A 13,230-nucleotide genomic window follows, 5' to 3' on the forward strand; every position below is an offset into this window, starting at 1 on the left:
GTGAAAATTTCCGTTCAAACAGAAGATTTTGATGTTCAAAAAGAATATGCCAAGCTCAAAGCTAATCCGCACGCCGGGGCAGTCGTGATGTTCGTGGGAAATGTCAGAGACATTAATGAGGGTTGTACGATTGAAAAAATGTCTCTTGAACATTATCCTGGGATGACTGAAAAGTCTTTAACCAAGATTGTGAAAGAAGCTCAAGAACGCTGGCATATTCAAGATGCGACAGTCATCCACCGGGTTGGAGATTTAGAAATTAACGACCAAATCGTTTTTGTCGGAGTCTCGGGCGGCCACAGAGGAGAATGCTTCGATGCCTGTGAGTTCATCATTGACTACCTTAAAACAGAAGCTCCTTTCTGGAAGAAAGAAACCATCGACGGCAAAGGTAAATGGGTTGATGCCAGAGAAAGCGACGATGAAGCGATGAGCAAGTGGAATCTTTGTAAATAGAAGACTTCTGTACTATCGTCTATTACGCCTCGGAATACCGAGGCTAATTTATTTTGGTTTCAATTGACTTTACTGCTATTTCTTTTACTTCAAAATTAAGTGTGAATTCTGTGACGGTCCTAAGTATTTCCTGGAACTCTCTCATTCATGAATAGAGCGACGCTGTTGAAATAATATTTAGTTAGCGACATAAAAATTAAGACTGAAATTGCTCAAAATAAGGGTTATACGAACACTTTACTCTCGGAAATGTTGACAATGAAATTTAGTAAAAGCGGAATGTCCGCATTTCCTTTTAATAAGGGAAGGGAGTCTTAACAAACATATGCGTCAAGATAAATTTACAACGCGCTTTCAAGAGCTTCTGGGGCAAGCCCAGACAATGGCTGCTGATCATTCTCAGCAGTACATTGATCCCGTCCACGTTCTGAAAGCTGTCTTAGAGGACACTGAAGGAACCGGAAAGAGCTTGCTTGAAAGGGCCGGCGTCCGAGTTGGGGAACTTAGAACGCTTGTCGACAAGGAAATAAACAAGATTCCCGAGGTTTCGGGAGCAGCAAATAATGTGCAGGTCAGCCGTGAACTCATGACTGTTCTGAACGAAATGGATAAAGAAGGCCAGCGTCTTGGCGATGAGTATTTATCCACCGATCTATTTTTATTAGTTTTATGTGACAGCAAATGCGCAGCCGGCCGCATTGCACGTGAGGCTGGGTTGACCAAACCAGCCTTGGAAAATGCAATTATGGCTATGCGAGGAGGAGAGAAAGTGGACAACCCTGATGCTGAAAACAACCGTGAAGCTCTCAAGAAATATACGGTTGATTTAACGGAAAGAGCTAGAAACGGCAAGCTTGATCCTGTCATCGGCAGAGATGATGAGATCCGCCGCGCCATGCAGATTCTGCAGCGCAGAAGCAAAAATAATCCTGTCTTAATCGGTGAACCGGGTGTTGGTAAAACAGCCGTTGTCGAAGGACTCGCTCAGCGTATTGTTAACGGAGAAGTTCCTGATACCTTACGCCATAAGAGAGTTCTGAGCTTGGATATGGCCGGTTTGTTAGCCGGTGCAAAGTACCGTGGTGAATTCGAAGAAAGACTCAAAGCTCTTCTGAAGGAAGTTGTAGCCGAAGAGGGCCGCATTATTCTCTTCATCGATGAAATTCATACCGTAGTCGGCGCCGGGAAGACAGACGGCGCTATGGATGCCGGCAATATGCTTAAACCGGCTCTGTCGAGAGGCGAACTGCACGTTATCGGCGCAACAACCCTTGATGAATACCGTAAATACATTGAAAAAGATCCTGCTTTGGAAAGAAGATTCCAGAAGGTTATCGTTGATGAGCCAAGCGTTGAAGATACCATCGCTATTCTCCGCGGTTTGCAGGAAAAATATGAAGTTCACCATGGCGTAGAAATTACGGATCCGGCTATTGTTGCCGCTGCGGAACTTTCAGCTCGCTACATCACCGACAGATTTCTACCGGATAAAGCCATTGACTTGATTGATGAGGCGGCAGCCCGCATCAAGATGGAAATTGACTCTAAGCCAGAAGAACTCGACAAACTTGACCGCAGACTGATTCAGCTGAAGATTGAAAGAGAAGCCGTCAAGAAAGAAAAGGACGAAGCTAGCTTGAAGCGTTTAGAAGCTCTTGAAGAAGAAATTAAGAAGCTCGGACGCGAATACTCTGACTTGGAAGAAATTTGGAAAGCTGAAAAGAGTGCAGCCCTTGGTTCTCAGAACATCAGAGATGAAATTGACAAATTGAAGACCAAGATGGAAGAACTCCGTCGTCAAGGTAAGTACGAAGAATTGGCTTCTATTCAGTATGGCCAGCTTCCGGAACTTGAAAAACGTCTGCTGAAAGAAGAAGACGCAGAACATAAGGCTTATGAAGAAAAGCCCAAACTTTTGAGAACACAGGTTGGTGCAGAAGAAATTGCTGATGTTGTTTCTCGTGCCACCGGAATTCCTGTTTCCAAGATGATGGAAGGCGAAAGACAGAAATTGCTTGATATGGCCGAACATATCGGCAAGAGAGTCGTCGGCCAAAAAGAAGCAGTACAGAAGGTTGTCGACGCTATTCTGCGTTCTCGTGCCGGTTTGGCTGATCCTAACAGACCGTACGGTTCTTTCTTGTTCTTAGGACCGACAGGCGTTGGTAAGACAGAATTGACGAAAGCCCTAGCCGAATTCCTCTTTGATACTGATGAGGCAATGATTCGTATCGATATGAGCGAGTTTATGGAGAAGCATTCCGTTGCTCGTTTGATTGGTGCGCCTCCGGGATATGTAGGTTATGAAGAAGGCGGCTATTTAACAGAAGCCGTCAGAAGAAAACCATACAGCGTTATTCTTCTCGATGAAGTAGAAAAGGCCCATCCGGATGTCTTCAATATTCTTCTGCAAGCCCTTGATGACGGCCGAATGACAGACGGTCAAGGCAGAACGGTTGACTTCAAGAATACCGTTATCGTCATGACTTCAAACCTTGGTTCTCAGGAAATCATGAACCGCCAAGGCGAGGATCCGGTTGAAATCAAAGAGGCCGTAATGGAACAAGTCAAGAAACATTTCAGACCCGAATTTATCAACAGAATTGATGAAATCGTTGTCTTTAATGCCCTTGATGAAAAAGCCATTAGAGAAATCGCAAGAATTCAGATCCGCAAACTGGCTAAACGTATGGAAGCTCAGAATATCGGTCTTGAAGTCAGCGATGCTGCATTGGATGAAATCGGCAAGGTCGGCTTTGATCCGCTGTTCGGCGCACGTCCGTTAAGAAGAGCTGTTCAGGAATACTTGGAAAACAAGATTGCTATCAATCTTCTGAAGGGACAATACGCTCCTGGTGATATCGTAGATGTCGATTACCAAGACGGCAAATTTATCTTTTCGAAGAAAGCCGTATAGGCGGTAGAAGCTCGGGAGGGCACTCCTCCCTATCCTAATCAAAGAAAGGGGCTGTTGCAAAATTCCCTCTTCCTAAGAGGGATTTTCACAGCCCTTCTTCTATTGACAAAAAGTATTCTATATAAGAATTATCCCGTTGATTTAAAAGCAAACAGAGGGAATCGAACCCCCTGCATGCTATGGTGAAGTGTTCTATACCAAAGACACTTACCATGGCCTATTTTACCGTTTCTGAGGACTTGCTTTTTTATGCCTGTCCCCTTCCGCTATCTGAGCGTAAAAAACTTGACGCATATTTGTTACTTTTAGAGAAATCATCTGCTGGAAAATACTTAAAGCAGATAAACTTCGATTCTGAGCCTGGCAGACCAAAAATCGACCAGTGCCGACTCTTTGCTGCGGTTCTATATTGCTTTGCCCTTGGTAAAGCCTCTCTCCGAGAAATGGAGACGGCCTGCTTCACGGATCTAAGAATCATTTACTTAATCGGGGACGTCCAGCCAAGTGCAGCGAGTTTCTCTCGGTTCGTCACAAGTTTAATTCCAAATATGCCTGCTATTTTTGCGACAATAATGAAGCGCATCTTTTCCGAATGCGGGAAAGATATGGACACGCTCTATTTGGACGGAAGCAAATTTGAAGCCAACGCTAACAAGTACAAATTTGTTTGGAAACCCACGACTCTTCATCTTCGACTAAGTGAGAAAGTGGCTAACCTATTGAAATTAATGCATCTAGAGGAAGGTCTGCCCAACGAAGGAGTTATTCCGGCAAAAACTATTATGAAAAAAATAGAAGATGCAGAAAAAATATCTTCAACCCTCATAGGTGGTGGTGAAAAGGCTCTTTTAAAAATGAAATCTCAGCTTTCTCAGTACCTAATAAAATCAATTGAGTACGAAGAGAAAAAAGCTATCTGCGGAGAATCTAGGAATTCTTACTACAAAACCGACCACGATGCTACTGCCATGTGCCTGAAGGAAGATTACTACAGTGGGTTAGGTAGCCAAATGCATGCTGCGTATAACACCCAAATCTTAGTGAGTAACGGTTTTATCGTTACGTACTACGTGTCACAAGACAGAACCGATGCGCGTACTCTTGCGCCAACATTAGACCAATTCTTCCAATGGTACGGAATTTATCCCAAAAGAGTTTGCGCAGACGCAGGCTATGGAAGTGTTAACAATTATGAATATTGTGAACAGAAAGGAATCCAAGCCTTCATCAAATACACAGCCTGGAACGGTGAAAAGACTGGAAGAAATCCTGCCACTTATGAGTACATCGATACACAAACTATCCGGTGTTTGGGAGGGCGCGTGGGAGAAAGAATACAGTGTCCCGAGGGCTATTATTCCAAGGCGGACTATGCTTTCTTCCTGGTCAAAAGCTGCGCTAAATGTGACTTTGAGGGCTATTGCAAACGCTTCTTAAAAAGCAAATCGAAAAGAAGCCGGATTTTTGAAATTCAACCACGTTGGGTCCAGTTGAAGCAACAAGCTAGAGACAGACTTCTGTCTCCCGAAGGCATAGAAATCAGAGTTAATAGGAGTTGTCAGGTTGAAGGTGCCTTCGGAGTAATTAAGCAGAATATGGACTACAAAAGGTTCAGACGACGCTCGATGGGAAGGGTAACAGTCGAGTTCGCCTTGACTTGCCTAGGGATGAATATAAGAAAATATCTTAGGTTTGCAATGTCCGGCGTGCTCCCGTTTTATTGGGTTGCTCCTGAAAGTTTAAAGGCAGAAACTTTCAAAACTCCATCAGCAAAAAGAATAAAAAACCGAATGGAAAAGAAGCGAAAACTACAACCTAACGAGATAGCTAAAAAGGGGTATAGGAGAAAAGGGAAGTACTAACTCGAAAAACATCGAATTTTGCAACATCCCCTTTCTTTGAGATGGTTCAGTAAGCTAGGCAGTTTCTTTTTCGTTATCCGGATCGCCGGTTTTCAGGCTGTTCTGCAGATGCTGCATGGAAAAAACAGCGGAGTTAACGAGGCGCACTGTATCGCCTTCAATGATGAATGTCACACTTTCATGGTGACCGCTATGAACACCGAGAACGTCTAATACGTATTTGGGAATCGTTACTTGTCCATTGACCCATACTAACGACGTAGCGGCAAAAGAGTTAGACATAACGCCCTCCTTGATTTTGGTAACTACCTCAACCTAAACAGCTATGAGGTAGGGTGTCTCTCGGGCTGAGAGAGGAGAGAAAGACAAAGTTAAATTACTAATGCGAAAATCTTGAATTTCTCCTTTACCTGTCTTGATATTAAGGGATATCCCCGAATATGAACAAATAAAAGTACCAATTTGAGTGATAGCTTTTTTCGATGAAAAAGGTGCTTTGTCAAGGGTGGGTCGTTTGGATTTTGAGGTGTGCTACGGATAAAACGTTGAGCGTCAGAACTCCAAGAATGGCAGTAGCTCCTCTTGCTCAACTTCCAGAGGAGAGCCGATTCCTATTCCAATTAATCGAACTTTTTTGCTCAAATCGAGTTTAGAGAGCAACTCTAAGGACTCTTCATAAATTTCTTGAGGGTCCTCTAAGATGTGGTCGAAGGTGTGAGAACGGGAAAATGTTTTGAAGTCACTCATTCTCACTTTTAATGTCAGTGAGAAACCTCTGAATTGACGTCTGGTCATTCTTTCTTTGAGCTGACAGACGACTCTGGAAATTCCTTCCTGTATGTCTGACAGGTCAGAAAGGTCTTTGGAGAACGTGATTTCAGCGCTGACTTGTTTGCGGATGCGATTGACTCTAAGAGGACGCTCATCGATTCCGCGGGCATAGTTGTAGTAGCTAAGACCGGCTTTGCCAAATTGTTCGGTTAGAAAAAATAAGGATTGTTTTCTGAGGTCCGAACAGGTGTGAATATTCAGAGAGTCCATCTTTTTCTGAGTGACAGGTCCTACACCCCATATAGCTTTAACGGGGAGCTTGTCAATGAAATTTTGTGCTTTAGCCGGATGAATAACGAATAAGCCGCCGGGTTTTTTCCAATCGCTTGCAATCTTAGCCAAGAACTTGTTGTAGGAGACGCCGGCCGAGGCTACGAGGCCAACTTCTTTTCTGATATCTTTTTTGATTGCTTTTGCACAGTCAACGCCGAAACGAAGGCCCAACCTGTTCTGCGTGACATCTAAGAAAGCTTCGTCAATGGAGACAGGTTCTATCAGCTCGGTGTATCTGCGAAATATCTCGAGAATATTTTCAGAGGCCTCTTTGTAGGCTTCCATCCGTCCTTCAACAAAGATAAGGTTTGGGCAAAGTTTGGCGGCAAGATGAGAAGGCTGTGCCGAGTGAACACCGAATTTTCTGGCTTCGTAGCTGCAGGAAGCAACGACTCCTCGTGCTTTATTAAGGCCTACGGCAATCGGCAGACCCACAAGAGAAGGATTATCTCGCTGTTCTACGGACGCAAAAAAGGCATCCAAGTCAATGTGAAGAATCTTTCTGTACTTATTCCAAACCGGTGAGTAAGGATCGATTTTCGTATCCGAAGACTTCTTCATATTTAACGAGGATGCCGCTTTTTCTCAGTCCTTTCCGAGATTAGATGCCGTTAGTTTTGGTTAACAGGTTCTTGTAGAAATTAACAGCAATGGAAAGAACTTCTTCGTCGAAGTCGAAGAGGCGCTGGTGGTGACCGGCTTTCAGAGTAGAACCGAACACGATGAATGTTCCCTTGCCGCCATGAGACTGGACTCTGCGCAGGAGGATCGTTGCATCTTCGCTGCCAAGCTTGAGATCCAGATGCTGTACATTTTCGGCTCCGACAGTTTTAACAGCAGCTTCTTCAGCGATGGCGATGGCTTCCGGATCAGGATTAAATTCAGTGGCTTCGCCGGCCTTGTCGATTTTCAATTCGCAGCCGTACATATCTGCTGCGCCTTGCAGGCGGCGAATAGCTTCTTCTCTCATCAAAGCGTTAACTTCTTCGGATTCACCTCTGACTTCCAGCTGCATGAAAGCATTAGGAGCTAAAACGTTTCTGCCTTCTCCAGCTCTTAGAGTACCGACATTCAACGCGGATACCGGACCGATCGGTCTTGGAAGAGCATGAATAGCAAGAGCAGCGGTAGCTGCTGCCAACAGAGCATTCTTGCCTTTTTCCGGGTTGGCACCAGCGTGAGCCGCAACGCCTGTGAAAGTAGCATCCAGTTTTGTTGTAGCGAGGAATTCGCCCGGGACGGCAGAGATAATTCCGGTATCAACACCAAGGCCGAGATGGTTGCCGAACAAGAAATCAACATCGTCCAGGACGCCGCTTTCAGCGATTGGTCTTGCACCGCGGACGCCTTCTTCTGCCGGCTGGAAGAGTACTTTGATTGTTCCGCAAAGTTTGTCCAGGTTCTCTGCAATCCAGCTGCAAAGGCCAACTCCCATTGTCAGATGGCCGTCATGGCCGCAGGAATGCATTCTGCCCGGATTCTGGCTGCTCCATCCTTCAGCGAAGGGTCTATGCTGAGGCTCTTGAGCTTCAGAAACTTCAACACAGTCGATGTCGAATCTAACGGCAATGACAGGTCCCGGACGTCCTGTTTTGAATACGGCGACGGTACCGGTATAACCTTCCATTTTGTCTAGAAGTTCTTGAGAGACTCCTTTAGCTTGAGCAGCGGCAAGTGCGGCTTGAACTGCAGCAGGATTTCTGCCTGCAATGAATTCGGGGTTGATGATTTGTTTGCCGACCAGCGGTTCGACACCCATAGCTTTAAGTCTTTCAACGATTTTTGATGTTGTGACAAATTCACACCAACCAGGTTCCGGGAAAGAGTGGATTTCTCTTCTTAGGGCAACCATGTCATTTAAGCTATACATTTAGAGTTCTCCTTACTTAATAGTTTTAAGAAAGATTAAGGAATTTAATAAGTCTAAAGAAGGTGTTTAATTTCTTCCAGTCTTATCTTCTTTTGTTGCAAGATAGGCCAGTCTTTTTACGGTCAATTCAATAAAGAAGGCAGCAGCCAGCGGGATTACCTTATCGTTGAAGTCATAAGAAGGATGATGAAGAGGCTGAGTATGTTCTTTATCTCTGACACCGATTAAGAACATTGTTCCCGGAACAACTTCCTCATATTCGCTGAAGTCTTCACTAATCATGGTCGGACTTAAAGCCGGGAGCACATTTTCTTTTCCAAGAAGTTCTTCAGCGGTCTTAACGGCAAATTCAGTACATTCTTTGTCGTTAATCACCGGGCCCGTCAGTCTGTTATACGAAACCTCGAAGTCCAAGTTATGGGCATAAGAAATGCCTTTTACGATTTCATGCAAACGCTTTTCCGCAAAGTCTCTTACGGCCGGAGAAAAGGTTCTGACGGTACCGACCATTTCAGATTTAGCCGGGATGATGTTATAAGAAGTGCCGTTGCCGGAAACTACGGAACAGACGGACAGAACGATAGATTCCAAAGGATCGACATTGCGAGAAACGATGGTTTGGAGAGCCTGATAAATTTCGGTTACCGCCGGGAAAGTATCAATTCCTAAATGAGGGCGTGCGCCGTGAGTTCCTTTGCCGAACAGAGAAATTTTGAAGTAATCGGCTGAAGCCATTAGAGCGCCGATTTTAAAGCCTATGCTTCCTAAATCCAAGAAAGGCTCGTTATGTGCACCGTAGACTTCTTGGATATCATATTTTTGAAAAATTCCGGACTCAACTACGCTCTTGGCACCGGAGACCGATTCTTCGGCGGCTTGGAAAATACAAACCACTCTTCCCGGAAAATCGTTGTGAGAGTGGAGATAATCGGCAGCTGCTAATAACCATGTTTGATGTCCGTCATGGCCGCAAGCGTGACATCTTTCAGTAATTTGGCTTTTCCATGCGTTTGTGCTTGCATCCTGCAAGGGAAGAGCATCGATGTCTGCGCGCAAAGCAATAGTAGGACCAGGTCGGTTTCCGTCTATAACGGCGATAAGACTTCCCCGAGATACTTCAGTATCAACAGAGAAAATATTTTTTGCATTGAGAAATTCTTTGATAGCTTGGACGGTATTAGAGGTTTCAAAATCTATTTCCGGCTGAGAATGGATTCGACGTCGATAAGAGGTTAGTTCTTGTTGTTGTTTCTTTATTTCTTGGAAGATGGAAGAATCGTAAAGCTGGTTTGACATTTATAACACCCAAATAAAATAAACGGATGAGATTTTTAACTGTTGATCTTCTAATGATAAAGCTCGAAGGTCATTAATGGAATGTTTTCTTTGGAGCGGGGAGGTAAATAGAAATGGCTAGTGTCCAGGAGGAGTTCAGTGGAAGGCATCAGTTTTACCAGAGCAGATGTCAAACTATATTTGAAATGTATCTTTCGTTTACATTCGATAAGTTAGAAAAATATGTACAAAATCAAGATAAAACAAACCGCCTCTAATCTAAGCTTGTGGTACGGGAGATCTTAGCGAAAGAGCTAAAATGAAATGAATTATTAGGAGCGAGCATCATGTGTGTGGGACTTCCGCCGTCGCCTGAAGAGTTAGAGAAGATGGCACGTGCAAATCGCAAATACGATGAAATTTTCAGAGCAGAACATCCATTTCTGTCGCTTTTTAATAATCTTCTCTATGTTTTATTTGTGGGTGGCTTTTTTTCTTCTCTGGCTATGCTTTATGGTTTACTGGTTGTTCTTTTGCCCGTAAGGATGAACATTTATTTTTTACTTGTTTATAGCGTTCAGCTACAGCCGAACTTTGCTTAAACCTATCAACAATTGGCTCACTCATCCATTCCGTGACGCCAGCGCCTTTTAATGATTCGAGATGATGCGAAATAGATGTGATAGGCAATCTCCTTCCAACTGTTTTTCAACCTTTTATGTAAGTGTTTTTAACTCTTAGCTTTAAAAACGAAAATGGCTGAAAAATCCAACAAATAAGGGCTTTTTTGTTTTACTTAGGAGGATTGATTTTTTTGCAGATATGCAGGAAAGGAGAAAGAGTTTTGTGGTGGCCCGAGCCAGAACTGAATGGTATTGATACTCAAGGTATTTAAAAGTAAAGTTTATTTTGCCCCCGACTTTGACCCCGAGCTGAAAAAAAAATAAAGGAGTTTTTTATGTCTCCTTTATCTGTGTCAATCCTAAAAAAACATTTAAAGAAAAATAAACGGACGGCCCCAAAGTTTTATTGGGGCTTTTGTCTACCGGTGATTCTCTGCGCAGAATTTAACTGATCTTGCAAGTCTTTCCGCAAGCTCTTGAGTTTCGATTCTGCCTCGGAGACATCTATTAAGCCCTCGATTGGCGTTAGCTCCGGACATTCTCTCAATGTTTGCGAGTTGCTGGCGCATCCGGTCAAGCTCAGTACGGCGAGCAGACTCATCAATGCGTAGTTGAGCCAGAGCAATTGCATCGCTTTTTTGCTTGGCTTTGAACTCTTGAACAACGCTCTGGAGCGTTGCGATTTGAGAACGGGCATTCTTCAGTTCCTCGGTTTCTTTTGCTTGATAGTAGCCAGCAGAATAAGCTGTAACGAGCGAAACAATACCGCCGGCTACAACCATAAATATTTTTAATTTCGTGAGCATGGACAGGCTTTTTCTTCAGTGAAATATTTTCTGTCTGCAAATTCTCCCTTCTTTCCAATATTGAAACTATCAATCGGACGGTGGTAACCCATAACACGAGTCCAGACTTCGCATTTAGTTCTTTCTGAATTTTTAATATCGTAAGTTTGTAAGTCTTTATCCATTTTATTTATCTCCTTGGAAATTCTCATTGAAGTGCTTTTCGGCAATACTCAATAATTCCTCTTGCCTCAAGAAGTAACTTTCTACTCTCTGATTCCAATCGGAAACATTGAATTGCGATTCGAGATTCGGAGGTTTTGGCTCGTTTTTCAAGACTATTGACTCGTTGGCGCAACCGCTCAGAGTCAGAACGAGCAATAGACTCAGACTTACGAAGATCAGCCATGGCAATATTCCAGTCTTTTTGTCTTGTTTCGTACTCTTGTATTGTTTGTGTAAGTTGCGATACTTGCGAGCGAGCATTTTTTAACTCTTCCGAATTTTTACCTTGATTCAAACCCAAAAAATAAGCGCAGAGAACTAATAAAATTCCTGCGCTTGCTTTAACTAAAGATAAGATATTCACATTAAGGCAACCTCCGCTTTTCTTCTATTCATTAAGCCGTTAACAACTTCATACATAATGCGCCTGTGCTCGTCTCTCAGAATATTTCCATTCTTATCTTTCATTTTTTGTTTTGCGAAAGATAAAAATCCTTTTTTTGCTTCTTCAATCTTTCCGGCATTAAGCAGTTCTAATGTTTTAGATTTTGCAACCGCACCAACACCGACATTAAAAGCCAAATCCAGTAAAGCTATGTATTGACCCTCTGTTAACTTGCAAGTTACGTATTTAGATAACGCCTCGGCGTGCTCAGTCAAATCATCTTTTAAATATTTATCGGCTTGTTGTTTAGTGATTGTTTGACCCGGTTTTACGTTCTTTGTATGTCCATAACCAATGGTTAAAGTATTAGCAGAGCATTTATAAGCCTTAAGCCTTAATCCTTCCCACTCTTTAACAAAATTTTCCGCAACTAACGGGTTCCATTGCGAAAAAGGTAATTTTTCTTCTTGGTTACTTGTTGAATGATTCATTATGTTGTCCCTTTAGATAAGAAATATCTTTTTTTATTGTTTCGATAACGGATTGAATATTCTCTAGTTTCTTTAGATTTTCACTGTTTTCTGCTGCTTTTTTATTCAGCTCATTAATCTGTAATCGCTGGATAGCCGTTTCATTTTCAAGATATTCAATTCGTTCTTTTTGCGTCACGATTGTGTACTCTGATAGTTGCGAGTTTGTCATCACTCCCGCAACATAAAACGCCACGAACAACAAGGCTTTTAGAACACCATTGAAACATTGCCTTAGGTTAATTCTTTCTATCATCTTTCCCTCCCACTTCTAAAGATTCGAGCTTTTTATCTGTATTTTCATAAAAAGCGATTTTTAACTTACCGACCATGAAGCGGTATAGAAGGTTCATAATTCTGTTTCCAAAATATGCACCTAAGCCGGAAAAGGCAGCAATCCATTCTTCATGTATTTCAGTTACTCTTAGGAGTAGATACACGATAAAGCCGGCAACCATCGAGGTAACGACCTCAGCAAGATAGTGAAATAAATTGAACATTTTTTCACCTTTCGAATACTGTTGTGCCGGGCCAGCCAGAGCACATACAAGAATTAAAATTGCGGTAATTTGACCTATAGCTGTAAGAAAATCAGACCATACCGCCGGATTTTTTGTTGGCATAATCTCCCTCTAATTAAAAAATTTGGTGATTGAGGTTTGTTGGTTTTTGTTGTTTTGAAATAAATTTTTTTCTACTTACCTCCTTTTAAAGGGCAGATAAACGTCCGCCCTTTAAACCTAAAATATTAAAAAAACTAAAGCTAACTTATTGAAATAAAATAGGTTTGAAAGGGCGGATAAAAAAACGAGGTAGGGGCGCAATGGTTGATTAATTACTTACCGTTGTTTATCGGGAAGAAATTAAATTGAACTACTCCATTCGCATGAGCTAAAACCGCAACTTCTACAGTGTCACCTTTAGCGCACGGGGCATAGACCGCTTGGTAAGTGCCGTCACGTTCTCCTTTGGATATCTGTGTAAAACTCTTCTCGTTAACCATAAGGTTAACAATAGATACATCAAACTTAATAAGAACTACGACATATCCAGAACGAGGAGCAATAAAAGAAACTCGTCTTTCGTGCGGAGTGCTTTCTATCCCTGTCACCTCACCAGTTTCTGTTATCAAGCCTGTTGTGTTGATAACGCCTAATTTTGAAATGAGAGTTTGGAGGTACGCCTTTAAACTCATAAC

The 13,230-nt window shown here is 42.8% G+C and carries 15 protein-coding genes; 4 read left to right on the forward strand and 11 right to left on the reverse strand.

The genetic code is table 11. The features are described 5' to 3' along the window. The 3 genes from moaE (at window position 1) to ADH67_RS00575 (ending at window position 5,235) form a co-directional block, all read left to right on the forward strand. A complete protein-coding gene (gene moaE, locus ADH67_RS00565) occupies window positions 1–456 on the forward strand; it encodes a molybdopterin synthase catalytic subunit MoaE (protein ID WP_066590682.1) in 456 nt (151 codons plus the stop codon). A 325-nt stretch (window positions 457–781) separates the two neighbouring features. Then, window positions 782–3,373: an ATP-dependent chaperone ClpB gene (gene clpB / locus ADH67_RS00570; RefSeq protein WP_066590683.1), complete on the forward strand. Its 2,592-nt coding sequence runs from the start codon at window positions 782–784 to the stop codon at window positions 3,371–3,373. A gap of 212 nt (window positions 3,374–3,585) precedes the next feature. After that, the gene (locus ADH67_RS00575) at window positions 3,586–5,235 is read left to right on the forward strand and encodes a transposase (RefSeq protein WP_089275682.1); all 1,650 of its coding nucleotides are present in this window, start codon (window positions 3,586–3,588) and stop codon (window positions 5,233–5,235) included. A gap of 54 nt (window positions 5,236–5,289) precedes the next feature. Here ADH67_RS00575 and ADH67_RS00580 read toward each other — a convergent pair whose 3' ends face one another. The 4 genes from ADH67_RS00580 to ADH67_RS00595 form a co-directional block, all read right to left on the reverse strand. Then, the gene (locus tag ADH67_RS00580) at window positions 5,290–5,517 is read right to left on the reverse strand and encodes an AbrB/MazE/SpoVT family DNA-binding domain-containing protein (RefSeq protein WP_066590686.1); all 228 of its coding nucleotides are present in this window, start codon (window positions 5,515–5,517) and stop codon (window positions 5,290–5,292) included. A 270-nt stretch (window positions 5,518–5,787) separates the two neighbouring features. Further along, a complete protein-coding gene (gene dinB / locus ADH67_RS00585) occupies window positions 5,788–6,900 on the reverse strand; it encodes a DNA polymerase IV (RefSeq protein ID WP_066590688.1) in 1,113 nt (370 codons plus the stop codon). Window positions 6,901–6,940: 40 nt separating this feature from the next. Continuing rightward, on the reverse strand, window positions 6,941–8,209 hold the full coding sequence (locus ADH67_RS00590) for an amidohydrolase (RefSeq protein WP_066590690.1): 1,269 nt from the start codon (window positions 8,207–8,209) through the stop codon (window positions 6,941–6,943). A gap of 66 nt (window positions 8,210–8,275) precedes the next feature. Beyond that, entirely contained in the window at window positions 8,276–9,505 is a 1,230-nt protein-coding gene (locus ADH67_RS00595; RefSeq protein WP_066590692.1) for a M20 metallopeptidase family protein, read from the reverse strand. Window positions 9,506–9,873: 368 nt separating this feature from the next. On the opposite strand from ADH67_RS00595, the gene ADH67_RS00600 reads away from it, so the two are divergent. Then, a complete protein-coding gene (locus tag ADH67_RS00600) occupies window positions 9,874–10,086 on the forward strand; it encodes a hypothetical protein (protein ID WP_143597693.1) in 213 nt (70 codons plus the stop codon). 440 nt (window positions 10,087–10,526) lie between these two features. Here ADH67_RS00600 and ADH67_RS00605 read toward each other — a convergent pair whose 3' ends face one another. The 7 genes from ADH67_RS00605 to ADH67_RS00635 form a co-directional block, all read right to left on the reverse strand. Further along, window positions 10,527–10,913, reverse strand: a complete 387-nt coding sequence (locus ADH67_RS00605) for a hypothetical protein (protein WP_089275683.1) — start codon at window positions 10,911–10,913, stop codon at window positions 10,527–10,529. Continuing rightward, window positions 10,898–11,077 (reverse strand): anaerobic ribonucleoside-triphosphate reductase, encoded by a 180-nt coding sequence (gene nrdD, locus ADH67_RS00610; protein ID WP_089275684.1) that lies wholly within the window; start codon window positions 11,075–11,077, stop codon window positions 10,898–10,900. The genes ADH67_RS00605 and nrdD overlap by 16 nt, the downstream gene beginning before the upstream one ends. A 23-nt stretch (window positions 11,078–11,100) precedes the next feature. Continuing rightward, window positions 11,101–11,481 (reverse strand): MbeD/MobD family mobilization/exclusion family protein, encoded by a 381-nt coding sequence (locus ADH67_RS00615; protein ID WP_066590698.1) that lies wholly within the window; start codon window positions 11,479–11,481, stop codon window positions 11,101–11,103. Then, a complete protein-coding gene (locus ADH67_RS00620; protein ID WP_066590699.1) occupies window positions 11,478–11,993 on the reverse strand; it encodes a lysozyme in 516 nt (171 codons plus the stop codon). Before ADH67_RS00620 ends, ADH67_RS00615 begins: the two co-directional genes overlap by 4 nt. Further along, the gene (locus tag ADH67_RS00625) at window positions 11,974–12,288 is read right to left on the reverse strand and encodes a hypothetical protein (protein ID WP_066590700.1); all 315 of its coding nucleotides are present in this window, start codon (window positions 12,286–12,288) and stop codon (window positions 11,974–11,976) included. Before ADH67_RS00625 ends, ADH67_RS00620 begins: the two co-directional genes overlap by 20 nt. Continuing rightward, the gene (locus tag ADH67_RS00630) at window positions 12,272–12,655 is read right to left on the reverse strand and encodes a phage holin family protein (RefSeq protein ID WP_066590702.1); all 384 of its coding nucleotides are present in this window, start codon (window positions 12,653–12,655) and stop codon (window positions 12,272–12,274) included. The genes ADH67_RS00625 and ADH67_RS00630 overlap by 17 nt, the downstream gene beginning before the upstream one ends. A gap of 212 nt (window positions 12,656–12,867) precedes the next feature. Then, window positions 12,868–13,227, reverse strand: coding sequence for a hypothetical protein (locus ADH67_RS00635; protein ID WP_066590703.1), 360 nt, complete (start codon window positions 13,225–13,227; stop codon window positions 12,868–12,870). Between the last annotated feature and the right edge of the window lie 3 nt (window positions 13,228–13,230).

This window comes from Turicimonas muris (assembly GCF_002221595.1).
GTDB lineage: Bacteria > Pseudomonadota > Gammaproteobacteria > Burkholderiales > Burkholderiaceae_F > Turicimonas > Turicimonas muris.

Coding starts and splice junctions, on each gene's coding strand:
- ADH67_RS00590 (WP_066590690.1), bottom strand. CDS start 8,209: ATGTATAGCTTAAATGACATGGTTGCCCTAAGAAGAGAAATCCACTCT.
- ADH67_RS00620 (WP_066590699.1), bottom strand. CDS start 11,993: ATGAATCATTCAACAAGTAACCAAGAAGAAAAATTACCTTTTTCGCAA.
- ADH67_RS00600 (WP_143597693.1), top strand. CDS start 9,874: ATGGCACGTGCAAATCGCAAATACGATGAAATTTTCAGAGCAGAACAT.
- ADH67_RS00575 (WP_089275682.1), top strand. CDS start 3,586: ATGGCCTATTTTACCGTTTCTGAGGACTTGCTTTTTTATGCCTGTCCC.
- ADH67_RS00605 (WP_089275683.1), bottom strand. CDS start 10,913: ATGCTCACGAAATTAAAAATATTTATGGTTGTAGCCGGCGGTATTGTT.
- ADH67_RS00635 (WP_066590703.1), bottom strand. CDS start 13,227: ATGAGTTTAAAGGCGTACCTCCAAACTCTCATTTCAAAATTAGGCGTT.
- ADH67_RS00580 (WP_066590686.1), bottom strand. CDS start 5,517: ATGTCTAACTCTTTTGCCGCTACGTCGTTAGTATGGGTCAATGGACAA.
- ADH67_RS00625 (WP_066590700.1), bottom strand. CDS start 12,288: ATGATAGAAAGAATTAACCTAAGGCAATGTTTCAATGGTGTTCTAAAA.
- dinB (WP_066590688.1), bottom strand. CDS start 6,900: ATGAAGAAGTCTTCGGATACGAAAATCGATCCTTACTCACCGGTTTGG.
- clpB (WP_066590683.1), top strand. CDS start 782: ATGCGTCAAGATAAATTTACAACGCGCTTTCAAGAGCTTCTGGGGCAA.
- nrdD (WP_089275684.1), bottom strand. CDS start 11,077: ATGGATAAAGACTTACAAACTTACGATATTAAAAATTCAGAAAGAACT.
- ADH67_RS00595 (WP_066590692.1), bottom strand. CDS start 9,505: ATGTCAAACCAGCTTTACGATTCTTCCATCTTCCAAGAAATAAAGAAA.
- ADH67_RS00630 (WP_066590702.1), bottom strand. CDS start 12,655: ATGCCAACAAAAAATCCGGCGGTATGGTCTGATTTTCTTACAGCTATA.